Source organism: Escherichia sp. HH091_1A (genome assembly GCF_030295175.1).
In the GTDB taxonomy this organism is placed as follows: Bacteria; Pseudomonadota; Gammaproteobacteria; order Enterobacterales; family Enterobacteriaceae; genus Escherichia; species Escherichia coli_F.
Genome location: NZ_AP025747.1, coordinates 377003 through 399646, shown reverse-complemented (window position 1 = coordinate 399646; position 22644 = coordinate 377003). Strand labels below are relative to the sequence as shown.

18 protein-coding genes, 3 pseudogenes and 1 other annotated feature are annotated in these 22644 nt (G+C 48.8%); of the genes and pseudogenes, 11 read left to right on the top strand and 10 right to left on the bottom strand.

Annotation, left to right across the window (positions count from 1 at the left end; genetic code table 11):
- Nucleotides 1-21 precede the first annotated feature (21 nt).
- Nucleotides 22-627, bottom strand: coding sequence for an ankyrin repeat domain-containing protein (locus tag QUF14_RS01880; protein WP_000023647.1), 606 nt, complete (start codon nt 625-627; stop codon nt 22-24).
- 257 nt (nt 628-884) lie between these two features.
- Here QUF14_RS01880 and QUF14_RS01875 point away from each other — a divergent pair, with 257 nt between their 5' ends.
- Both QUF14_RS01875 and QUF14_RS01870 read left to right on the top strand, forming a co-directional pair.
- The gene (locus QUF14_RS01875) at nt 885-1382 is read left to right on the top strand and encodes a DUF1097 domain-containing protein (protein WP_001013856.1); all 498 of its coding nucleotides are present in this window, start codon (nt 885-887) and stop codon (nt 1380-1382) included.
- A gap of 91 nt (nt 1383-1473) precedes the next feature.
- Nucleotides 1474-2406, top strand: a complete 933-nt coding sequence (locus QUF14_RS01870; protein WP_001084390.1) for a LysR substrate-binding domain-containing protein — start codon at nt 1474-1476, stop codon at nt 2404-2406.
- 41 nt (nt 2407-2447) lie between these two features.
- On the opposite strand, the gene pdeL is transcribed toward QUF14_RS01870, so the two are convergent.
- Together pdeL and betT are read right to left on the bottom strand one after the other, a co-directional pair.
- Entirely contained in the window at nt 2448-3536 is a 1089-nt protein-coding gene (gene pdeL / locus QUF14_RS01865; RefSeq protein WP_001305451.1) for a DNA-binding transcriptional activator/c-di-GMP phosphodiesterase PdeL, read from the bottom strand.
- Between the two features lie 875 nt (nt 3537-4411).
- The gene (gene betT / locus QUF14_RS01860; RefSeq protein WP_000131062.1) at nt 4412-6445 is read right to left on the bottom strand and encodes a choline BCCT transporter BetT; all 2034 of its coding nucleotides are present in this window, start codon (nt 6443-6445) and stop codon (nt 4412-4414) included.
- Nucleotides 6446-6573: 128 nt separating this feature from the next.
- Here betT and betI point away from each other — a divergent pair, with 128 nt between their 5' ends.
- From betI to QUF14_RS01840, 4 genes and pseudogenes are all read left to right on the top strand, one after another.
- Complete coding sequence (betI, locus tag QUF14_RS01855; RefSeq protein ID WP_001355152.1) at nt 6574-7161, top strand: transcriptional regulator BetI; 588 nt, start codon at nt 6574-6576, stop codon at nt 7159-7161.
- A gap of 13 nt (nt 7162-7174) precedes the next feature.
- Nucleotides 7175-8647, top strand: coding sequence for a betaine-aldehyde dehydrogenase (gene betB, locus QUF14_RS01850; protein WP_000089107.1), 1473 nt, complete (start codon nt 7175-7177; stop codon nt 8645-8647).
- Nucleotides 8648-8660: 13 nt separating this feature from the next.
- A complete protein-coding gene (betA, locus tag QUF14_RS01845; protein ID WP_001159120.1) occupies nt 8661-10349 on the top strand; it encodes a choline dehydrogenase in 1689 nt (562 codons plus the stop codon).
- A gap of 207 nt (nt 10350-10556) precedes the next feature.
- Nucleotides 10557-10811, top strand: a pseudogene (locus QUF14_RS01840) (hypothetical protein); the annotation flags it as partial.
- A 316-nt stretch (nt 10812-11127) separates the two neighbouring features.
- Here QUF14_RS01840 and QUF14_RS01835 read toward each other — a convergent pair.
- A pseudogene (locus tag QUF14_RS01835) lies at nt 11128-11433 on the bottom strand (LutC/YkgG family protein); the annotation flags it as partial.
- Between the two features lie 49 nt (nt 11434-11482).
- Here QUF14_RS01835 and QUF14_RS01830 point away from each other — a divergent pair.
- Nucleotides 11483-12696 (top strand): IS3 family transposase gene (locus QUF14_RS01830; protein ID WP_371829233.1). Its coding sequence is split into 2 segments (ribosomal slippage): nt 11483-11771 and nt 11771-12696, totalling 1215 coding nucleotides; the frame shifts between segments, so codons are not numbered across the junction.
- Nucleotides 11764-11880 (top strand) — a sequence feature (AL1L pseudoknot). Its footprint overlaps the gene before it by 117 nt.
- A 41-nt stretch (nt 12697-12737) precedes the next feature.
- Here the strand turns inward: QUF14_RS01830 and QUF14_RS01825 are convergent.
- The 4 genes and pseudogenes from QUF14_RS01825 to rclR all read right to left on the bottom strand — a co-directional run.
- Nucleotides 12738-13136: pseudogene (locus QUF14_RS01825) on the bottom strand (LutB/LldF family L-lactate oxidation iron-sulfur protein); the annotation flags it as partial.
- Nucleotides 13129-14556, bottom strand: coding sequence for a LutB/LldF family L-lactate oxidation iron-sulfur protein (locus tag QUF14_RS01820; RefSeq protein WP_000023919.1), 1428 nt, complete (start codon nt 14554-14556; stop codon nt 13129-13131). The gene QUF14_RS01820 and the pseudogene QUF14_RS01825, both read right to left, overlap by 8 nt.
- A 10-nt stretch (nt 14557-14566) precedes the next feature.
- Nucleotides 14567-15286, bottom strand: a complete 720-nt coding sequence (locus tag QUF14_RS01815) for a (Fe-S)-binding protein (RefSeq protein ID WP_286333274.1) — start codon at nt 15284-15286, stop codon at nt 14567-14569.
- Between the two features lie 516 nt (nt 15287-15802).
- A complete protein-coding gene (gene rclR / locus QUF14_RS01810) occupies nt 15803-16657 on the bottom strand; it encodes a reactive chlorine-specific transcriptional regulator RclR (RefSeq protein WP_000339602.1) in 855 nt (284 codons plus the stop codon).
- Between the two features lie 225 nt (nt 16658-16882).
- Here rclR and rclA point away from each other — a divergent pair, with 225 nt between their 5' ends.
- The 3 genes from rclA (at nt 16883) to rclC (ending at nt 19158) form a co-directional block, all read left to right on the top strand.
- Complete coding sequence (gene rclA, locus QUF14_RS01805) at nt 16883-18208, top strand: reactive chlorine resistance oxidoreductase RclA (RefSeq protein ID WP_001046342.1); 1326 nt, start codon at nt 16883-16885, stop codon at nt 18206-18208.
- A gap of 108 nt (nt 18209-18316) precedes the next feature.
- Nucleotides 18317-18553 (top strand): reactive chlorine resistance periplasmic protein RclB, encoded by a 237-nt coding sequence (rclB, locus tag QUF14_RS01800; RefSeq protein ID WP_000474001.1) that lies wholly within the window; start codon nt 18317-18319, stop codon nt 18551-18553.
- An 11-nt stretch (nt 18554-18564) separates the two neighbouring features.
- The gene (rclC, locus tag QUF14_RS01795) at nt 18565-19158 is read left to right on the top strand and encodes a reactive chlorine species resistance protein RclC (protein WP_001355150.1); all 594 of its coding nucleotides are present in this window, start codon (nt 18565-18567) and stop codon (nt 19156-19158) included.
- Nucleotides 19159-19317: 159 nt separating this feature from the next.
- Here rclC and QUF14_RS01790 read toward each other — a convergent pair whose 3' ends face one another.
- Nucleotides 19318-20187: an aldo/keto reductase gene (locus QUF14_RS01790; RefSeq protein ID WP_024211919.1), complete on the bottom strand. Its 870-nt coding sequence runs from the start codon at nt 20185-20187 to the stop codon at nt 19318-19320.
- 61 nt (nt 20188-20248) lie between these two features.
- A protein-coding gene (locus QUF14_RS01785; RefSeq protein WP_097494069.1) for an IS3-like element IS2 family transposase occupies nt 20249-21477 on the bottom strand; the annotation gives its coding sequence in 2 pieces (ribosomal slippage) (nt 20249-21162 and nt 21162-21477; 1230 coding nt in all).
- 293 nt (nt 21478-21770) lie between these two features.
- On the opposite strand from QUF14_RS01785, the gene QUF14_RS01780 reads away from it, so the two are divergent.
- Entirely contained in the window at nt 21771-22628 is an 858-nt protein-coding gene (locus tag QUF14_RS01780) for a helix-turn-helix domain-containing protein (RefSeq protein ID WP_024166200.1), read from the top strand.
- Nucleotides 22629-22644 lie beyond the last annotated feature (16 nt).

Sequence of the window (22644 nt, the reverse complement as noted above, 5' to 3'; positions counted from 1 at the left end):
GTTGATAGCAAGCCTCCCGGTTTATGCACCTGCGGCAATCAGTAACTGCGCAATCTCTTCAAAGCCTCGTTCCCGCGCCAGTTCCAGCGGCGTTTTGCCATATTTATCCGTCATGTGCGGGCTGGCACCGTGTTCCAGCAATAACTGGACAATCGCCTGCTGTTTTATCCCGCCATCATTAAGCACAATTGCTTCCAGTAGCGGCGTCCAGCCAACATGGTTGGTCTGGTTAACGTTAATCTCCGTATGCGCCAAAAGCTCTTTTACAATACTTAAATGGCCTTTTTCACAGGCAGGCGTCAGGCCGACACCGCCAAAACGGGTGACGCAATTAAGATCGGGTTTAGCCGGTAAAATAATCCGTAACAGGGTTAAATCGCCGGTCAGGCAGCTCATTAAAAAAGGATTTAAACAGGTCTGGTCTTGTTTATTAATATCCGCACCGGCATCAATTAACGCCTGAACGCAAGCATATTGCTGATATAAACTTGCCAGCGTAATTGCCGTTTTCCCCTGCCGATCGCAGGTATTTATATCGACACCCAGCGCAAGGCAAGTTTTTACTTTATCGATATCACCCTGTTGTGCAGCCAATAAATAGTCGGCAGGTAGATTTTTTATACTCATTAACATTCCCCTGGTTTTTGTGGCTGTTTTCGATGAATTGAGAATAGCAACGATAATCTGATAAAAGAACCCGCTTAAATTTAATTCGCCGTATTTCGCCTTTTTGTTGAATGATGTTCAACAATCTTTTCGCAGTGTGCGGTAGTGCAATATTTATTTCTTTGACCCGATACCCTTTCACTCAATCAGGTTTTATTTCTCTATAGTCTGCACATGTAAGAGTAGCTTTCGTCCATGTCTAACCAGAGGGGAACAAGATGAACGGACTCACGGCAACGGGTATAACCGTCGGTATTTGTGCAGGGCTTTGGCAGTTAGTGTCTTCACATGTCGGGCTCTCTCAGGGATGGGAATTATTAGGAACCATTGGCTTCGTCGCCTTTTGCAGTTTTTATGCCGCAGGCGGCGGTAAATCGGGGTTTATCAGAAGCCTGGCGGTTAATTATTCCGGGATGGTGTGGGCGTTTTTCGCCGCGCTGGCTGCCGGTTGGCTGGCCTCGGTGAGTGGGATTTCCGGCTTCTGGGCGAGCGTGATTATGACTGTACCCTTCTCGGCGGTGGTGGTCTGGCAAGGACGTTTCGGTTTACTGTCTTTTATTCCCGGAGGCTTTCTCGGCATGACGCTATTTTTTGCCAGCGGGATGAACTGGACGGTGACATTACTGGGTTTTCTGGCGGGTAACTGCGTGGGGATAATTTCAGAATATGGCGGACAAAAATTAAGCGAAGCGACGACTAAACGCGACGGGTATTAAAAGTTATTCAAAAATGATTATCTATCTTTAACCGATACCTCTACAGTCATAGCTGGAGAAATTCATAGTAGATAATGGCGGGAATGGTTTAATGAACTCAATTTTTACCGAAGAGAATCTGTTGGCATTTACTACCGCTGCGCGTTTTGGCAGCTTCAGTAAAGCTGCAGAAGAGTTGGGTTTAACCACTTCCGCCATTAGCTACACCATCAAGCGAATGGAAACAGGGCTGGATGTGGTGCTGTTCACTCGCAGTACCCGCAGCATTGAGTTAACGGAGTCCGGGCGTTATTTTTTCCGCAAAGCTACCGACCTGCTGAATGATTTTCACGCCATCAAACGCAGCATCGATACTATTTCGCAGGGCATAGAAGCGCGTGTGCGTATTTGTATTAATCAGCTGCTTTATACGCCCAAACACACCGCACGCTTATTACAGGTACTGAAAAAGCAATTTCCAACCTGCCAGATTACCGTCACCACCGAAGTGTATAATGGCGTCTGGGATGCGATTATTAATAATCAGGCGAATATCGCTATCGGCGCACCCGACACGCTGCTGGACGGCGGCGGCATTGATTACACGGAGATTGGCGCGATTCGCTGGGCTTTTGCTATCGCCCCGGATCACCCGTTAGCCTTTGTGCCGGAACCCATCGCCGAAAGCCAACTACGTCTCTATCCTAATATCATGGTGGAAGACACCGCGCATACGATTAATAAAAAAGTGGGCTGGTTGCTGCATGGGCAGGAGTCGATTCTGGTGCCAGATTTCAACACCAAATGTCAGTGCCAGATTTTAGGCGAAGGAATTGGTTTTTTGCCGGATTACATGGTCCGTGAGGCGATGGCGCAATCCCTGCTGGTTACCCGACAAATCCATAATCCGCGCCAGGATTCACGCATGTTACTGGCGACCCAGCACTCTGCCACCGGTCAGGTGACGCAGTGGATTAAAAAACAATTTTCGCCAAATGGCATATTAACGGGGATCTATCAGGATTTACTGCATCGGGAGAATTAATCGCTGCCAACCTCCCGATGCGCTGTGAATAGCGGTTTACATCAACCACCTGCTTTCATTACCCATTCAGAGATAAATTTATTACCCGGTACTGGCGGAGAGTACAAATAGCCCTGCAAAAAGTGAACGCCTTTGCCGATCATTAAATCCGCCTGCTCCTGGGTTTCTACCCCTTCCGCCACAATACTCAGACCAGGCTTACGCGCCAGTTCGACAATATTGTCCACAATATGACCGGAAATTTCGTCGACACTCGCCATTTGCACAAACGACTTGTCAATTTTAATAAAATCGACCGGAAACGCCTGCAAATAACGATAGGTCGCATAACCCGTACCAAAGTCATCCAGCGCAAAGGTAATGTTGTGCTGATGAAGGCTGTCAAATATCGCTCTGGCTTCTGGCGTTACCGGAATGGGGTTGCGTTCCGTTAGCTCAAGAACCAGCTTGATTTTATCGTTACCTAATTTCTTGACCAGGTTCAGACACTCTTTTTCAAATCCTGCGGCCAAAAAACATCCTGCCGAGACGTTGATGCCAATATGGAAATTATCCGGCAGCAAATGTTTTACTGGCATCAGAATATCCGCAGTCTGTTTCATCAGCTGGCGAGTCATTATGACAATAAGACCGGATGACTCCGCCAGAGGAATAAACTGATCCGGTGGGATAATTCCCGTTTGCGGATGTTCCCAGCGAACAAGCACTTCACAGCCCGTCAGTACCCCTGTCTGCGCGCAGAAAACGGGCTGGATCCACGGTTTGAATTCGTGATTTTCCAACGCCAGACTGATGGCTTCAGGCGTGACGATATGGTGATAGTGATTATCATTAATATATTTGTGACTATTATTACCCGTGGCGGATATGATCTCCGGATTGTACTGAAAGAAAATATCCCGCCAGAAAGTAATATCGCTCTGAATCCCCAGTTTCTCAAAGAGCTGTTTCTTTTGATGTGAAATGGTCTTTGCACTGCGATTTCTGTACTGTGATATTTCTGTTACAGACATTCCCTGCATCAGCAGCTTGAGTAGCAGTCGTTCTTTCTCGGATACGCTACCAGGCAATGACAAATGAACCGTTGTACCGAACTCTTGCAGAAAAACACGAAAATCACATGAATTCATGAACACACCTTTTATCTTTTATCGCTGTTCAGTATGAGTGATTACCTGTGGATTCCTGAGCACACATAAGGGGTAACCATAAACATTAGCGATGCCATACGTATAACATCCCACATCACTATCAAGAAGATTATCTTTACCTCTGATGCTCGCTCAAAAACAGTTACGCTAAATACCTTAAAAAGGTAATCACAAGTCAAACTCAGGAGATAATCACGCAAGAATGCAATATTAAAATTCAGATACTCATTTTTGGTAATAAAGAAGTAGTTGGACTATTTCGATATTTATAATTTCCCACTACGTATTGACGCCCATTCATGAGTAAAGGCGCATTATATGAATTTAACAATCCAGATCAACTGAAAATACCTCAACCTCATAAACACATAGCGTCAACATTCAATGACATAATGAGTAAAGATGTTGGTTATGCATACACGTCATTACTCTATGCCAATCCCTTAACAACCTGCCTTTTAAGACTGAATCCATTCAGCAATAGATAGCCAACATTATAACAATGACAATAAAAACAATATTTAAAACAATCAATAAAATATCAGACACAGACAATTAAACCTTAAACAACAAACAGTTACATTGATTTTAGTTGATTTGCGCTACGCGTTCCCCATGAATAAAGCGTCATTTCAAATTAGCACCAATATTTACATTAAATAAGACTAAGCTTATTGAACATTCACAACAGTCCAAACGTAGTGTTTGGGCTTCAATAGTTCTTTTCTTTTTTATTATCTGTTGCCTGGCAATCATCAATCGATACTAAGGGCTTAACTGTACAGATATAACGTATCAAGAGGTAAGAGAAACCGCGCCATATGCAGACATGGCGCGGTTTTATGCAATAACAATCACGCGTCCGGGAACATCACGCTATGGCCCGGCGCTTCACGATGGAGATGGATAAAGTTAAGGTGCCGCTCGTACTGGTCGAGAATATCGGTGATCACCTGCTCTTTGCTGTAGTCCATCAGGTCGTTGCCCTGGCTGCCTTCTAACAGGAAGGTTTCCAGCCGGTAGTAGGTCGATTTACCGCTACGTGCGCGGTAGGTAAAGCCCGGCACCGAATATTGCTGCGGCCAAATCTGATAGACAAAGTTTTGCTCTTCGCCCATATGCACCAACAAATCCAGATGCCCCAACTGTTGTCCCTCTTCCGGCGGCAGGCTTTTTAGCTCCACGTACGCGCCGCGCAACCGCAGCTCCTGCGCCACTTCTTCCATTGCCGGGTAACAGACCGTCTCCATCATCTGTTTAGTGTAACGCGTGCCCGGATAATTCATCAGGCGCGAGAGACGCTTTTTCCAGCTCAGGCGATCCTGAAGCCCCAGCGGTCGCGGTGCGGTATCACGGTTGGCACTTTCACGGCGGTAATCTTCTACCTTCAGAGATTTATACAATCCCGCCATCACGAAGAAAATCACAAAGCTGAACGGCAGCCCCATGATTACCGTGGTGTTTTGCAGCGCGGATATCCCGTTGGTCATCAGCATGCCAAGCGTCAGCAGACCAATCGCCACCGACCAGAAGACGCGCAGCCAGCCGGGGGCGTCGCTGTTGATATCTTTAAGCTGCGAGGTGAAATTCCCCAGCACCAGCGCGCCGGAGTCCGCCGAGGTCACATAAAACAGCAGGCCAGTAATGGTGGCAACCGAGGCGCTAAAGGTAAACGCCGGATACTGCGCCAGCAGGCTGTAGAAGCCGCGCTCCGGATGGACCATCGCTTCCTCGGCAAATGCCGCGCCGCCGTGAATGATTTCATACAACGCGCTATTGCCGAACACCGAGAGCCATAACAGCGTGAAGGTAAACGGAATAATCAACGTGCCCAGCACGAACTGGCGAATGGTACGCCCACGCGAGATACGCGCCAGGAACAGGCCGACAAACGGCGACCATGCCACCCACCATGCCCAGAAGAAGAGCGTCCAGTTATTCATCCACTCAACCGGACGGTCGAAGGCAAAACTGTTGAGCGTCAAGCCCATAAAGCGATTCACATAGTCGCCAACGTTCAGCACCAGCGCATTAAGCAGGAACGAGGTGTCGCCCATAAACAGCACGAACAGAATCAGCCCCAGCGCCAGTGCGACATTGAGTTCAGACAATACGCGAATGCCTTTGTCGACACCGGATGTCACCGAGATAGTCGCGATGATCACCGACAGCGCGATCAGCGCCGCTTTCGCCGCCATTGAATCCGGAATATCAAACAGTACGCTCAGGCCATAGTTAAGCTGCACCACGCCAATGCCGAGCGTGGTGGCAATCCCGAAGATGGTGCCGATTACCGCTGCAATATCCACCGAATGACCAATCGGCCCGTTGATCCGTTTACCGAAAATCGGATACAGCGCCGAGCGGATCGTGAGCGGCAAATTATAACGATAGCTGAAGTATCCGAGCGCCATGCCCATCAGCGCATACATCGACCAGCCGGTTAAACCGTAGTGGAAGAGCGTCCAGACCATCGCCTGACGCGCCGCCTCCATCGTCTGCCCTGCCCCTTCCGGCGGCTGCATATACTGCGTGACCGGCTCAGCAACGGAGAAGAACATCAGATCAATACCAATCCCGGCGGCGAACAGCATCGCCGCCCAGCTCAGTAAACTGAACTCTGGCTTAGACTGCTCAGGCCCAAGTTTTACCGAACCAAAGCGCGAACAGGCAATGCAGACCACAAAGACAATATAGAGCGTTGCCGCTAACAGATAGTACCAACCAAAAGTTTTAGAAACCCAGTCCAGCGTGCGGCCAATCCACAAGGCCGAGAAGTCGCGAAACAGGATCGTTGTCAGGGAAAACAACAAAATCAGTCCGGCGGAAGTATAAAACACCACCGGATTGATTTTGTCCTTTTCCCTGCTGTGCGAAAGGTCTGTCATCCAGTATCCCCACTGTTATTGTTACCATTTAAAATCAAATTAGTAACAATTAAGACACATTTTATATTGAACGTCCAATCAATAACCGCTTTAATAGATTAACAACGCTGATGAATGGAGTGGCAAAAATGCCCAAATTGGGGATGCAGTCGATCCGGCGCAGACAACTGATCGACGCCACGCTGGAAGCAATAAATGAAGTAGGTATGCACGATGCGACGATCGCGCAGATCGCCCGCCGGGCGGGCGTTTCCACCGGGATCATTAGCCACTATTTCAAAGATAAAAATGGTCTGCTGGAAGCAACCATGCGTGATATCACCAGCCAGCTGCGTGACGCGGTCTTGAACCGCTTACACGCGCTACCGGATGGCAGCCCTGAGCAGCGATTACAGGCGATTGTTGACGGAAATTTCGATGAGACTCAGGTCAGTAATGCTGCGATGAAAGCCTGGCTGGCGTTTTGGGCCAGCAGTATGCATCAGCCGATGCTTTACCGTTTGCAGCAGGTGAGCAGCCGCCGCTTGTTGTCGAATCTGGTGAGCGAATTTCACCGCGAGTTACCGCGCAAAGAGGCACAGGAGGCAGGTTATGGCCTGGCCGCGCTGATTGACGGTTTATGGCTGCGCGCGGCATTGAGCGGTAAACCGCTGGATAAACCTCTCGCACACTCGCTGACCCGTCACTTTATTACTCAGCATTTACCCACCGATTAACCGAGGAGACGTGATGTCCCGAATGGCAGAACAGCAGCTTTATATACATGGTGGTTATACCTCCGCCACCAGCGGTCGCACCTTCGAGACCATTAACCCGGCCAACGGTAACGTGCTGGCAACCGTGCAGGCCGCCGGGCGCGAAGATGTCGATCGCGCCGTGAAGAGTGCCCAACAAGGGCAAAAAATCTGGGCGGCGATGACCGCCATGGAACGCTCGCGCATTCTGCGTCGGGCCGTTGATATTGTGCGCGAACGCAATGACGAACTCGCTAAACTGGAAACCCTCGACACCGGAAAAGCGTATTCAGAAACCTCAACCGTCGATATCGTTACCGGCGCGGACGTGCTCGAGTACTACGCCGGGCTGATCCCGTCGCTGGAAGGCAGCCAGATCCCGCTACGCGAGACGTCGTTTGTTTATACCCGCCGTGAACCGCTGGGCGTGGTCGCCGGAATTGGCGCATGGAATTACCCGATTCAGATTGCTTTGTGGAAATCCGCACCGGCGCTGGCCGCAGGCAACGCGATGATATTCAAACCGAGCGAAGTTACCCCGCTTACCGCGTTAAAGCTGGCTGAAATCTACAGCGAAGCGGGCCTGCCGGACGGCGTATTTAACGTGTTGCCGGGCGTAGGTGCGGAAACCGGGCAGTATCTGACCGAGCATCCGGGCATCGCCAAAGTGTCATTTACCGGCGGCGTCGCCAGCGGCAAAAAGGTGATGGCTAACGCGGCGGCTTCCTCCCTGAAAGAAGTGACCATGGAGCTGGGCGGTAAATCACCACTGATCGTTTTCGACGATGCGGATCTCGATCTCGCCGCTGATATCGCCATGATGGCGAACTTCTTCAGCTCCGGTCAGGTGTGTACCAACGGCACCCGTGTGTTTATTCCGGCGAAATGCAAAGCCGCGTTTGAGCAGAAAATACTGGCGCGCGTTGAACGCATTCGCGCGGGCGACGTTTTCGATCCGCAAACTAACTTCGGCCCGCTGGTCAGCTTCCCGCATCGCGATAACGTGCTGCGTTACATCGCCAAAGGCAAAGAGGAAGGCGCGCGCGTACTGTGCGGCGGCGATGTATTGAAAGGCGATGGCTTCGATAACGGCGCATGGGTTGCACCGACCGTGTTCACCGATTGCCGCGACGAAATGACTATCGTGCGCGAAGAGATCTTCGGCCCGGTGATGTCGCTCCTCACGTATGAGTCTGAAGACGAAGTGATTCGCCGCGCCAATGATACCGACTACGGTCTGGCGGCGGGTATCGTCACGGCGGATCTGAACCGCGCGCATCGCGTCATTCATCAGCTGGAAGCGGGTATTTGCTGGGTCAACACCTGGGGAGAATCCCCGGCGGAGATGCCCGTTGGCGGCTACAAACACTCCGGCATTGGTCGCGAGAACGGCGTGATGACGCTCCAGAGTTACACCCAGGTGAAGTCCATCCAGGTTGAGATGGCTAAATTCCAGTCCATATTCTAACCAGGAGGTTTATTTGCAATTTGACTACATCATTATTGGCGCCGGCTCTGCCGGCAACGTCCTCGCGACACGTCTGACTGAAGATCCGAACACTACCGTGCTGCTGCTTGAAGCGGGCGGCCCGGACTATCGCTTTGACTTCCGTACCCAAATGCCCGCTGCGCTGGCGTTCCCGCTACAGGGTAAACGCTATAACTGGGCCTATGAGACCGAGCCGGAACCGTTTATGAACAACCGTCGCATGGAGTGCGGACGCGGTAAGGGGCTTGGTGGATCATCACTGATCAACGGCATGTGTTACATCCGTGGTAACGCGCTGGATCTCGATAACTGGGCGAAAGAACCCGGTCTGGAGAACTGGAGCTACCTCGACTGCCTGCCCTACTACCGCAAGGCCGAGACGCGCGATGTGGGCGAGAACGACTACCACGGCGCTGATGGCCCGGTAAGCGTGACCACCTCAAAACCGGGTGTCAATCCGCTGTTTGAAGCGATGATTGAGGCGGGCGTGCAGGCGGGCTATCCGCGCACAGAAGACCTTAACGGTTATCAGCAGGAAGGTTTCGGCCCGATGGACCGCACCGTCACGCCGCAGGGCCGTCGCGCCAGCACCGCGCGGGGTTATCTCGATCAGGCCAAATCGCGCCCGAACCTGACTATTCGAACTCACGCCATGACCGATCACATTATCTTTGACGGCAAACGCGCGGTAGGCGTCGAGTGGCTGGAAGGCGACAGCACCATCCCAACCCGCGCAACGGCCAACAAAGAAGTGCTGTTATGTGCAGGCGCGATTGCCTCACCACAAATCCTGCAACGCTCCGGCGTCGGCAACGCTGAACTGCTGGCCGAATTTGATATTCCGCTGGTGCATGATTTGCCCGGCGTGGGCGAAAATCTTCAGGATCATCTGGAGATGTACCTGCAATACGAGTGCAAAGAACCGGTTTCCCTCTACCCTGCCCTGCAGTGGTGGAATCAGCCGAAAATCGGTGCGGAGTGGCTGTTTGGCGGCACCGGCGTTGGTGCCAGCAACCACTTTGAAGCAGGCGGATTTATTCGCAGCCGTGAGGAATTTGCGTGGCCGAATATTCAGTACCATTTCCTGCCAGTGGCGATTAACTATAACGGCTCGAACGCAGTGAAAGAGCACGGCTTCCAGTGCCATGTCGGATCGATGCGCTCGCCAAGCCGTGGGCATGTGCGGATTAAATCCCGCGACCCGCACCAGCATCCAGCGATTCTGTTTAACTACATGTCGCACGAACAGGACTGGCAGGAGTTCCGCGACGCGATTCGCATCACCCGCGAGATCATGCATCAACCGGCGCTGGATCAATACCGTGGCCGCGAAATCAGCCCCGGCGCGGAATGCCAGACAGATGAGCAGCTCGATGAGTTCGTGCGTAATCACGCCGAAACCGCCTTCCACCCATGCGGTACGTGCAAAATGGGGTACGATGAGATGTCCGTTGTGGATAGCGAAGGCCGCGTGCACGGGCTGGAAGGCCTGCGCGTGGTGGATGCGTCGATTATGCCGCAGATTATCACCGGCAATTTGAACGCCACGACGATTATGATTGGCGAGAAAATAGCGGATATGATTCGCGGGCAAGAAGCGTTGCCGAGGAGCACGGCAAGATATTTTGTGGCAAATGGGATGCCGGTGAGAGCGAAAAAAATGAGTCGTGATTTGAACTAACTCAGGAACCTATCAGATTGAGAGTTACCGTTCTACGATAAGGACCGAATCCTTATATAAAAAACATAGGTAACTCTCATGCTTCATATCCAGTATTCATGATGCTGGTTTTTTGCTGATGTTTTTACCAGAATATTCCTGATACAGACTATTAATTCAAGCTTATCTGCGACAGATTTCATTTTCTGGATATATTATGAGTGACAAATCAAACAGGATATCGATCTGATTGAAATTTTATTTTATCTGAAGAAAAAGATTCGTGTTATTCTGTTTATTATAGCTGTTTGTATGACAATGGTGCTATTATTTCTGTATATCAATAAAGACAATATAAAGCTGAGTTACAGCCTAAAAATAAACCACACAACATCAGGCATACTTGTAAGCTGTAATAGCAATAATAACTTTGCCTGTCAGACCACAATGACTGAAGATGTTATTCAGCGAATTACGAGTTTTTTAGACCAGTACTAATGCTAAAAATTGCCTTGTCAAAAAAATGGTAGATGAATACCAACAAAACTCTGGGCAGTAATAAACAGCATTCTGATAGAGAGTGCCTGTATATAGCTGAAGTGACAATGACCGGGAAGGGAACCCGTTTTCAGGAATGGATGCCTGTCTTTTTCACTGTAAATATCCTGGCATTACTAATGCCAGGATATTTACAGAAGAGGAGCATAACCATGACAGAACGGGGTTAAGTCAGGTTGTCCTTAGCGCTATTCGCAACCTCGTGCCGCCTTCAGGTTTATGTCCAGACTTCATATCTCTCTCAGCAATCCTCAATAATCAGATACACCGCTTTCACCGGACCATGAACCCCGACGACTTTGATAAGCTCAATGTCCGCCGTTGAACTGGGACCACTGATGATGTTAATACATGACGGCATTCGTTCACCGGCCTGCGCTTTCTGATGCAATTTTTCTGCGAGTTGCGCTACACGCGGCAGGATTGTGCTTTTACGCAGGATAAAAAGAGAAGATTCCGGGAGCAGGCTCAATGAACGCCCGCGCCCGGCGGCGGAAAAAAGAACCACGCCTCCCGATTCGGTTAAACCATATTCAGCATACTGAACCGCCCCGGAAATCCTGGAGACTAAACTCCCTGAGAAAGAGGTAAACAGGATGACTAAAAATACTCGTTTTTCCCCCGAAGTCCGTCAGCGGGCGATTCGTATGGTTCTGGAAAGTCAGGATGAATATGACTCACAGTGGGCGGCAATTTGTTCCATTGCCCCAAAGATTGGCTGTACGCCGGAGACTCTGCGTGTCTGGGTTCGCCAGCATGAGCGGGATACCGGGGGCGGTGATGGTGGGCTCACCAGCGCTGAACGTCAGCGTCTGAAAGAGCTGGAACGTGAAAATCGTGAACTGCGCCGCAGTAACGATATCCTTCGCCAGGCTTCCGCTTATTTTGCGAAGGCGGAGTTCGACCGCCTCTGGAAAAAATGATGCCACTGCTGGATAAGCTGCGTGAGCAGTACGGGGTCGGACCGGTATGCAGCGAACTGCATATTGCCCCGTCAACGTATTACCATTGTCAGCAACAGCGACATCATCCGGATAAACGCAGTGCCCGTGCGCAGCACGATGACTGGCTGAAGAGAGAGATACAGCGCGTATACGATGAAAATCATCAGGTGTACGGTGTGCGTAAAGTCTGGCGTCAGTTGTTACGGGAAGGAATCAGGGTGGCCAGATGTACAGTGGCGCGCCTCATGGCGGTTATGGGACTTGCCGGTGTTCTCCGGGGTAAAAAGGTCCGCACTACCGTCAGCCGGAAAACCGTTGCCACAGGTGACCGCGTAAACCGTCAGTTCGTGGCAGAACGTCCTGACCAGCTGTGGGTGGCTGATTTTACTTACGTCAGCACATGGCAGGGCTTCGTCTATGTGGCGTTTATCATTGATGTGTTTGCCGGATACATCGTGGGGTGGCGGGTCTCATCGTCTATGGAAACGACATTCGTGCTGGATGCGCTGGAGCAGGCGTTGTGGGCCCGTCGTCCGTCTGGCACCATCCATCACAGCGATAAAGGCTCTCAGTATGTGTCACTGGCCTATACGGAGCGACTAAAAGAAGCCGGATTACTGGCATCAACAGGGAGTACAGGCGACTCGTATGACAACGCGATGGCTGAGAGCATCAATGGTCTTTACAAAGCGGAGGTAATACACCGTAAGAGCTGGAAAAACCGTGCAGAAGTGGAACTGGCCACACTAACGTGGGTGGACTGGTATAACAATCGACGATTGCTGGGAAGGCTGGGCCATACTCCTCCGGCAGAAGCAGAAAAAGCTTATTATGCTTCCATCGGAAACAATGATCTGGCAGCCTGAGTTCACAGATAAAACACTCTCCAGGAAACCCGGGGCGGTTCATACACTACGCCAACTTTAGCCTGCTCTGCTTGTGATATGTTCTCAATACCTTTCGCCGGATCCCAAACAACGGCATTGCATTCCTGCTGCAAACGTTCGCTAATCCCCAATTCCTCCAGCCTCGTGTCACGGCTAATCACGACCGACTGCTCTCCCAGCTCTTTACACAGACATATTGCAGCTTCTGCGGCCTGCGCCTCGCTGGTCAGTTCACAGCGCGTCAACATAACATCGCTGGCAAACTGGATAAACGCGTCACAGCGCTGCTGTTGGTTAAGTTCGGTAAGCCGCTCGTTAGCATAGTTGTTAAGCGGCGCATCTTCTGCTTGCGGTTCAAGTCGCTGCGGGCGACCCAGTGCCTGAGCAACGTTATTCAAAAATTCGCTCCGATTATCCATTCTTTTTCTCCTGCGCCTGATGTTTCTTAAACCAACTACGGAAACTCTCTCCGTCAGCTTCAGGAAGATCGCGTGCTTCCATCCAGTCGCTAATCGCGCCAAATTTGAGTGGTGTTTTGCCGCCATTGATAAACCAGCTTGCCGCATGAGCACCAGCCATCATCCCGACTTTCCACAATCCTGGATGACTATTGGCATAAGCGAACATTTTTATCGCCCGTTGCTCTGCTTTTGCGGTGATCCCTTTTTCAGCCATCACCCGACGATGACGCAAAATCAGTTTTGACAGCGGAATACGCACCGGACACACGCTGTCACAAGCGGTGCATAAAGAGCAGGCGTAGGGTAAATCTTTAAAATCTTTATAGCCGCCAAGTAGCGGAGAAATCACCGCACCAATTGGCCCTGGATAAATAGAGCCATATCCATGACCGCCAATATGGCGATATGCCGGACAAGTATTCATACAAGCCCCGCAGCGAATACAGCGCAGCACATCCCGAAATTCAGAAGCCAGCACCTCAGAACGCCCGTTATCGACAATAACCAGATGAAACTCTTCAGGACCATCAACGTGCCCCGCTTCGCGCGGTCCTGTCAGCCAGGTGTTGTATCCCGTCAAACGTGCACCAACGGCACTGCGCGCCAGCATGGTGATCAATACATCTACCTCTGCAAACGTGGGGGCAATACGCTCCATTCCCATCACTGCAATATGCGTTTTAGGCAGCGTGGTACACATTCGCGCATTACCTTCATTGGTCACCAGGCATACCGAACCGGTCTCTGCCACCGCGAAATTACAGCCGGTAATACCTATTTCAGCACTGAGGAAATCTTCGCGGATTTTTTGCCGAATGAATAAGGTCATCGCTTCAGGCGTTTCCGGCCCCTCATAACCCAGACGTTCGTGTAGCACTCGACGGATCTGATGGCGATCTTTATGAATTGCCGGGACCACAACATGAGAGGGCGGATCTTGATCCAGCTGGAGAATGTATTCACCCAGATCGGTTTCAATCACCTGAATGCCTGCATCCTGCAACACATGATTGACACCAATCTCTTCGGTCACCATCGATTTAGACTTCACCACCTTCCGGGCATTTTTGCGCTGAGCGACTTGTAAAATATAACGAGTGGCGTCTTCTTTGGTTTTTGCAAAATAGACGTGACCGCCGTTCTGCGTCACTTTTTCTGAAAGCTGGTACAGATAAGCGTCGAGATTACTCAGAACATGATCACGTATCTGGGCGGCCCGGTCGCGCCACTCCTCCCAGTGCCCCAATTCATCGACCATTTTTTGCCGATTTGCCCCAATACGCTGCTGCGCGTTTGCCACAGCTTTGCGCATGATCGGATCTTCAATTTGCTGACGGATGCGTGTCTTAAAATCTGTATTACTGGTTTTGATCGACATCTTTATATCCTCAGCGGCTCATCAGCACTTCAGCAATATGCATCACTTTGACTTTCTGCCCTTCCCGTTGTAATCGTCCACTGATGTTCAGCAGGCAACTCACGTCAGCACCAATTAAATACTCAGGGCGGACTTCCATCAGGTGCGAAACCTTTTCTTTCACCATCTCGCCGGATATTTCGGCCATTTTGACCGAGAACGTGCCGCCAAATCCGCAGCAGGTATCCTGTTCAGCAAAGGTCAACAGCTCCAGTCCACGCACATTTTTCAGCAGCGTAAGTGGCTCGTCCTTCACCCCCAGCTTACGGGCCAGGCTACAAGATGGGTGATACACCGCTCTCCCTTGCAAACTGGCACCTACATCGACTACCCCTAATGTATTAACAATAAAAGAGGTGAGATCCTGCATACGCGCGGCAACCTTTTCGGCACGTGATGCCCATTCAGGCTCATCCGCCAGATACGTTGGGTAACTTTTTACGGCATAGGTACAGGAGCCAGCCGGTGAAATAATGGGATCGTCGTTATACTCCAGTGCGGCGATCAGATTTTTCATCCCTGGAATCGCTTCTTTGATATAACCACTATTGATCGCAGGCTGACCGCAGCATCCCTGTTTCTCCGGGAAATTTACGCGACAGCCGAGTTTTTCCAGTAGCAGCACGGAGTCTCGTGCCATTCTTGATTTCAGGGCGTCACCAATACAGGTGACAAAGAAATTGACATTCACAACTAATACTCCATTACTTCATGCCCATTTATGCCCGATGTTTCCCCCCACCAGGGGATCAATCATCAATAAATATGGCGTTCTTATTTAATTGGCTAGCAACATACCACCCCTCATTTGTATGACAAATGATAATCTTTCATCCAAACTTCAAATGCAATAACTAATTTTATTTCTTTCGGCATCGCTCACATTTTATAGGGAAATCGACGATCATTTTTGGCATAAGAAATTCATTTAAAAAGGCCACATCCCTTATACCTATTCAGAGCTACTTATTCAGGGGTTGTTGAGATATACAATGATGGTGTACTAACAAAATCACCGGCAATAATCAGGTATCAAGTAATAGTCGGCATTTATTTAATTAAAGCAATTTAGTTTGCGTTTTTATTTACATACTGGGCCAGCATTCTTCAAAAAAACATATAAAACACAGTTGGAAATAGAAATAGTTGAAAGGCTCACAACACCCGGAATGCTGATTATCTTTGCTCCGATTCCTGGCGGTTTTATTCAGGGTGCAAGCTGTCTGACTCTTTCCCGATATTCTCCCGGGGTACAACCAAACTCGCGGACAAACGCCTTGTGAAAAGATGATTCACTGGCATAGCCTACTGACTCAGCGATCACCACAACAGGGAGCGTTTCCCGGGAAAACATCTGGGCCGCTATTTGTAGACGCAACTTTGTTAATACAGACAGCGGCGTGGTTCCGGAAACATCACGGAAAAGCTGGGCAAAACTTGCCCGGGACATGTGGGCGATGCTGGCCAGCGATTCGACGGTCCAGGCGTGTCCTGGCATTTCCAGCATTTGCTGTATTACCGCACCAAGACGTGGATGCAGAAGCAAACTGAGAATGTTTTTCTCAGTATTAACCTGTGCAATCCACTCACGCACCGCGAGGGTAAAGAATGTAGCGCAGATCTGGCTACACAGTGCATCCACTCCCGGCATTGCCGATTTGGACTCCTGTTGTAAAAACGGGATCGCCTCCCTCAGCCAGTTATATTCCACGCTGTGGTTAACCGGTGCTACAAACAGCGTTTCCGGCAAAGACGTTAAAAAATAACGCGCCGAATGTTGCAGTCGAAGAGTGCCACAGACAATACAGGTCGATTCATTATCGACATGACTCAGGCGATGAGCTGAATTTTGTGGTAGCAGGACCACATTTCCCGGGCGTAATGTAAAAATCTCTCCCGTCGGCATTTCCAGCTTCGCCGCTCCTTGCGTTAACGCATGCCAACGAATAACCGACAATTCCCCGGCACCATGTGGAAGTTGCCAGTCACTTCCTAACACGCAATTCTTATCGATCGTTCCTTGTGGAGCGTTAAGCATCAACAAACGGCTAAGAGCATCCATACCAGACTCCTGAGTGGTTTTTGATTACAAACACCAACAATCTTAGACAATAATTAATCTAATACCATCAAATGGTTAATCATGATTTTTGTTTTGTGATTCTGATTAAGAAAAAGAAAATACCAGACGATAAGACAAAATATCAAGCGTTGTGAAGAAATGTTATTTGCTATTTTGCGTCTATAGTCATGATGTCAAATGAACGCGTTTCGACAGGAAATCATCATGAATAAATATCAGGCAGTTATTATTGGTTTTGGCAAGGCTGGAAAAACATTAGCCGTCACGCTGGCAAAAGCAGGTTGGCGTGTGGCTCTCATCGAACAATCAAATGCAATGTATGGCGGGACCTGTATTAATATCGGCTGTATCCCAACCAAAACATTGGTTCATGACGCACAGCAGCACACAGATTTTGTCCGTGCCATACAGCGTAAAAATGAAGTGGTTAATTTTTTACGTAATAAGAATTATCATAATCTTGCGGATATGCCCAATATCGACGTGATCGACGGCCAGGCGGAGTTTATCAATAATCATAGCCTGCGTGTTCATCGGCCTGGGGGAAATCTGGAGATTCATGGCGAGAAAATTTTTATTAATACCGGTGCACAAGCCGTGGTTCCGCCAATTCCTGGAATTACCACCACGCCTGGTGTATATGACAGCACCGGATTACTTAATCTAAAAGAATTGCCTGGGCATTTAGGTATTTTGGGCGGCGGATATATTGGCGTTGAGTTCGCCTCTATGTTCGCTAATTTTGGCAGCAAAGTAACCATTTTAGAGGCAGCTTCGCTGTTTTTGCCTCGGGAAGATCGGGATATTGCTGATAATATCGCGACGATTTTACGCGATCAGGGCGTCGATATGATCCTCAATGCCCATGTGGAGCGAATCAGTCACCATCAAAATCAAGTGCAAGTGCATAGCGAGCACGCCCAACTGGCGGTGGATGCACTGTTAATAGCTTCCGGTCGTCAACCGGCTACCGCTTCGTTACATCCAGAAAATGCCGGTATCGCAGTAAACGAGCGCGGGGCAATTGTCGTTGACAAGCGATTACATACCACCGCAGACAATATTTGGGCGATGGGAGATGTTACCGGCGGGCTGCAATTTACTTACATATCACTGGATGATTACCGCATTGTGCGTGATGAGTTGCTGGGAGAAGGCAGACGTAGTACTGATGATCGGAAAAATGTGCCTTATTCCGTATTCATGACACCGCCCCTGTCCAAGGTTGGTATGACAGAAGAGCAAGCCAGAGAGAATGGTGCTGATATTCAGGTGGTGACATTGCCTGTAGCTGCAATTCCGCGCGCCAGAGTGATGAACGATACCCGTGGGGTATTAAAAGCAATTGTTGATAATAAAACCCAACGTATATTAGGGGCATCACTGCTGTGTGTTGACTCCCACGAGATGATCAATATAGTGAAAATGGTGATGGATGCCGGGCTGCCTTATAGCATATTACGCGATCAGATATTTACTCATCCGTCGATGAGCGAATCACTCAATGATCTATTTTCATTAGTCAAATAAACTCAAAATCAGACGCCAGGACAAATATTCTGGCGTCTCAGAGAAAAGAATCTTATTAATTCCTTGTTATTATATAACTTCTTAATCACTTCATTGATGGTATTTTATATGTTTAAAAAACCTGTTTTATTTGCAACACTATTATCTGGCGTTATGGCATTTTCCACCAATGCAGATGATAAAATAATTCTGAAACATATCAGCGTCTCGTCAGTATCAGCATCACCGACAGTTCTGGAGGATGCCATTGCTGATATAGCCAGAAAATATAATGCTTCATCCTGGAAAGTCACATCGATGCGAATTGATAATAATTCAACCGCAACAGCAGTATTGTATAAATAAGGATGTTCACAATGGAAAAATACCTGCACCTGTTAAGTCGGGGAGATAAAATTGGCCTGACATTGATTCGCCTGAGTATTGCGATTGTTTTTATGTGGATTGGGTTATTAAAGTTTGTCCCTTACGAGGCAGACAGCATTACACCATTCGTCGCAAACAGTCCACTAATGTCGTTCTTTTATGAACACCCGGAAGACTATAAACAGTATCTGACTCACGAAGGCGAATACAAACCAGAAGCAAGGGCATGGCAATCGGCCAATAATACCTATGGTTTTTCCAACGGTCTTGGCGTCGTGGAGGTGATTATTGCTCTGCTGGTTTTGGCTAATCCTGTCAATCGCTGGTTAGGTTTATTGGGAGGGCTGATGGCATTTACCACACCGTTGGTAACACTCTCATTTTTAATCACCACCCCGGAGGCATGGGTACCCGCATTGGGTGACGCTCATCATGGTTTCCCTTATTTATCTGGTGCTGGTCGCCTGGTATTGAAAGATACTCTGATGCTGGCAGGTGCTGTCATGATAATGGCAGATTCGGCGCGGGATATTCTTAAACAACGCAGTAATGAATCCAGTTCAACGTTAAAAACTGAATATTGATAATCCGAACACTGTCTGTTGTTCACTTTTTCAGGCGTCAGGCTCCCTTTCTGATGATGAAGCCTGACGCCATATTACCGGAGATATGACAGAGTGAAGATCAATATCACTCCTCTGTTAAAAGATTCTTGTCGTCTCAGGTAAAATAAGTGATTAATATCAATCATGTATTTTTACAGCAAGACAACCACGAACAAACTCAGGATTAAAATGTTTTACCGATTCCCCAACATAACCCAAATCAAGCGAACTAATTTGCGCCATTTCTTTCTCTGTCAGTGAGAAATCCCAAATAGCAAAATTTTCTTCGATACGCTGTTGATGTGTCGATTTCGGAATAACGACCACTCCCCGTTGAATATTCCAACGCAGAATGACCTGAGAAATCGATTTTTGATGGGCATCTGCAATATTCTGAAGCAGACTATTTTCAAAGGGTTTATGTCTTCCACCGCCTAACGGAGCCCATGCTTCAGGCTGCACGTTATAATACTTCATGGTTGCCAGCGCCTCTGGTTGGGCAAAATAGGGATGCAACTCGACCTGGTTGACCATCGGTTTAACTCTTACCGTTTCACAAAAGTTTGCCAGAACATGAGGGTAGAAATTGGAAACCCCAATCGCTTTTAATTTGCCCTCTTCATAGGCATCTTCGAGTGCACGCCACGCACTAAAATAATCGCGCATGGCCTGGTGCAATAAATAGAGATCGAAGTATTCTAGTCCCGATTTTTTTAATGACGCTTCAATACCTGCTTTTGCCGTATCCTGATTCAACATATCCTGCACCCACAATTTAGACGTTATAAATAACTCATCTCGGGTACATAAACCTTCAGATATAGCTTCACGAACGGCTTCACCGACGGCATCTTCATTACCGTATACCGCTGCAGTGTCGATGAGTCGATAACCCGTGCGGATAGCGTTCAACACTGACTGTTTGCACACGTTTTTATCGGTAACCTGAAAAACACCAAATCCCATCATCGGCATTTTCAGATTGTTACTTAATACGGAAAATTCCACTGTCAGTCCCTCCATTAGGTATGAACAATGAGTCTACGTTAAAACGTAACTGGATTTGCCCCTATATTTCCAGACATCTGTTATCACTTAACCCATTACAAGCCTGCTGCCGCAGATATTCCCGTGGCGAGCGATAACCCAGCGCACTATGCGGATGCCATTCGTTATAATGCTCGAACGCCTCTGCAAGGTTCTTTGCTGCCGTTAACCCGTCTGGTTTGGGCATGATACTGATGTAGTCACGCTTTATCGTTTTCACGAAGCTCTCTGCTATTCCGTTACTCTCCGGACTCCGCACCGCCGTGTTCTTCGGTTCAAGTCCCAACATCCGGGCGAACTGGCGTGTTTCATTAGCCCGGTAGCATGAACCATTATCCGTCAGCCACTCCACTGGAGACGACGGAAGATCGTTGCCGAAGCGGCGTTCCACCGCTCCCAGCATGACGTCCTGTACTGTTTCACTGTTGAAGCCGCCGGTAGTGACCGCCCAGTGCAGTGCCTCACGATCACAGCAGTCCAGCGCGAACGTGACACGCAGTCTCTCTCCGTTATCACAGCAGAACTCGAACCCGTCAGAGCACCATCGCTGATTGCTTTCTTTCACGGCCACTCTGCCTGTATGTGCCCGTTTCGATGGCGGTACAGCAGGTTTTCGCTCAAGCAACAGCGCATTCTGGCGCATGATCCGGTAAACACGTTTGGCATTGATCGCAGGCATACCATCAAGTTCTGCCTGTCTGCGAAGCAGCGCCCATACCCGACGATAACCATACGTGGGCAGCTCTCCGATAACATGGTGTATACGGAGAAGCACATCCGTATCATCAGTGTGACGACTGCGGCGGCCATCCATCCAGTCATCGGTTCGTCTGAGAATGACGTGCAACTGCGCACGCGACACCCGGAGACAACGGCTGACTAAGCTTACTCCCCATCCCCGGGCAATAAGGGCGCGTGCGCTATCCACTTTTTTGCCCGTCCATATTCAACGGCTTCTTTGAGGAGTTCATTTTCCATCGTTTTCTTGCCGAGCAGGCGCTGGAGTTCTTTAATCTGCTTCATGGCGGCAGCAAGTTCAGAGGCAGGAACAACCTGTTCTCCGGCGGCGACAGCAGTAAGACTTCCTTCCTGGTATTGCTTACGCCAGAGAAATAACTGGCTGGCTGCTACACCATGTTGCCGGGCAACGAGGGAGACCGTCATCCCCGGTTCAAAGCTCTGCTGAACAATTGCGATCTTTTCCTGTGTGGTACGCCGTCTGCGTTTCTCCGGCCCTAAGACATCAATCATCTGTTCTCCAATGACTAGTCTAAAAACTAGTATTAAGACTATCACTTATTTAAGTGATACTGGTTGTCTGGAGATTCAGGGGGCCAGTCTAGTAACCTCAAATTAGTATGTGGATTTTGATATCACTTATGCAAAAAATTCATTAATAATGTAGGACTGAAACCTCTCTATTTTTGGGGCAATGAAGCAGACGCTATCAGTGCTTTTGCCTTGGGACTTGCTGTTTTTGATACACTTAGGGTCCAGGACATAACGAAAATGTGCGATATGACAAAGAATTAACGGAGAATGTGATGATCAGGCAGAAGATTCTACAGCAGCTCCTGGAGTGGATTGAGTGCAATCTCGAGCACCCTATTTCAATCGAAGATATCGCACAGAAATCTGGCTACAGCAGACGCAACATCCAGCTTCTGTTCCGAAATTTCATGCATGTGCCTTTGGGAGAATACATTCGCAAACGAAGGCTTTGTCGCGCCGCCATTCTTGTCCGGCTCACCGCGAAATCTATGCTTGATATTGCACTCTCTTTGCATTTTGATTCACAGCAGTCATTCAGCCGCGAATTTAAAAAGTTATTCGGCTGCTCTCCCCGTGAATACCGCCACCGTGATTATTGGGATCTCGAAAATATCTTCCCTTCTTTTTTAATACGTCAACAGCAAAAGACGGAGTGTAGATTAGTCAACTTTCCTGAGACACCTATTTTTGGCAATTCATTTAAATATGATATTGAAGTGTCGAATAAATCACCGGATGAAGAAGTCGAACTGCGACTTCATCATTTAGCCAGATGTATGAAGAATTTTAAGACGGATATCTATTTCGTCTCCACGTTTAAACCGTCAACAAAATCGGTCGATTTGCTGACAGTTGAAACTTTTGCCGGTACGGTATGTAAACAAACCGATTCAGAGATGCCGAAAGAGTGGATAATTAACCGAGGACTGTATGCCTCTTTCCGCTATGAAGGTGAGTGGGAGCACTACCCTGAATGGGCGCGAAACCTCTATCTGATGGAATTACCTGCCAGGGGGTTAGCCAGAGTGAACGGCAGTGATATTGAGCGATTTTATTACAATGAAGATTTCGTAGAAAAGGATAGCAATGATGTTGTTTGCGAAATATTTATCCCTGTTCGTCCGGTTTAGTTATCGCTATGTCTAA

What these genes read in the sequence shown, in the direction of transcription:
- QUF14_RS01820 (WP_000023919.1), bottom strand. Translation starts at nt 14,556, where the DNA reads ATGTCGATCAAAACCAGTAATACAGATTTTAAGACACGCATCCGTCAG.
- pdeL (WP_001305451.1), bottom strand. Translation starts at nt 3,536, where the DNA reads ATGAATTCATGTGATTTTCGTGTTTTTCTGCAAGAGTTCGGTACAACG.
- QUF14_RS01875 (WP_001013856.1), top strand. Translation starts at nt 885, where the DNA reads ATGAACGGACTCACGGCAACGGGTATAACCGTCGGTATTTGTGCAGGG.
- QUF14_RS01870 (WP_001084390.1), top strand. Translation starts at nt 1,474, where the DNA reads ATGAACTCAATTTTTACCGAAGAGAATCTGTTGGCATTTACTACCGCT.
- QUF14_RS01880 (WP_000023647.1), bottom strand. Translation starts at nt 627, where the DNA reads ATGAGTATAAAAAATCTACCTGCCGACTATTTATTGGCTGCACAACAG.
- rclA (WP_001046342.1), top strand. Translation starts at nt 16,883, where the DNA reads ATGAATAAATATCAGGCAGTTATTATTGGTTTTGGCAAGGCTGGAAAA.
- rclC (WP_001355150.1), top strand. Translation starts at nt 18,565, where the DNA reads ATGGAAAAATACCTGCACCTGTTAAGTCGGGGAGATAAAATTGGCCTG.
- betB (WP_000089107.1), top strand. Translation starts at nt 7,175, where the DNA reads ATGTCCCGAATGGCAGAACAGCAGCTTTATATACATGGTGGTTATACC.
- QUF14_RS01780 (WP_024166200.1), top strand. Translation starts at nt 21,771, where the DNA reads ATGATCAGGCAGAAGATTCTACAGCAGCTCCTGGAGTGGATTGAGTGC.
- rclR (WP_000339602.1), bottom strand. Translation starts at nt 16,657, where the DNA reads ATGGATGCTCTTAGCCGTTTGTTGATGCTTAACGCTCCACAAGGAACG.
- betI (WP_001355152.1), top strand. Translation starts at nt 6,574, where the DNA reads ATGCCCAAATTGGGGATGCAGTCGATCCGGCGCAGACAACTGATCGAC.
- rclB (WP_000474001.1), top strand. Translation starts at nt 18,317, where the DNA reads ATGTTTAAAAAACCTGTTTTATTTGCAACACTATTATCTGGCGTTATG.
- betT (WP_000131062.1), bottom strand. Translation starts at nt 6,445, where the DNA reads ATGACAGACCTTTCGCACAGCAGGGAAAAGGACAAAATCAATCCGGTG.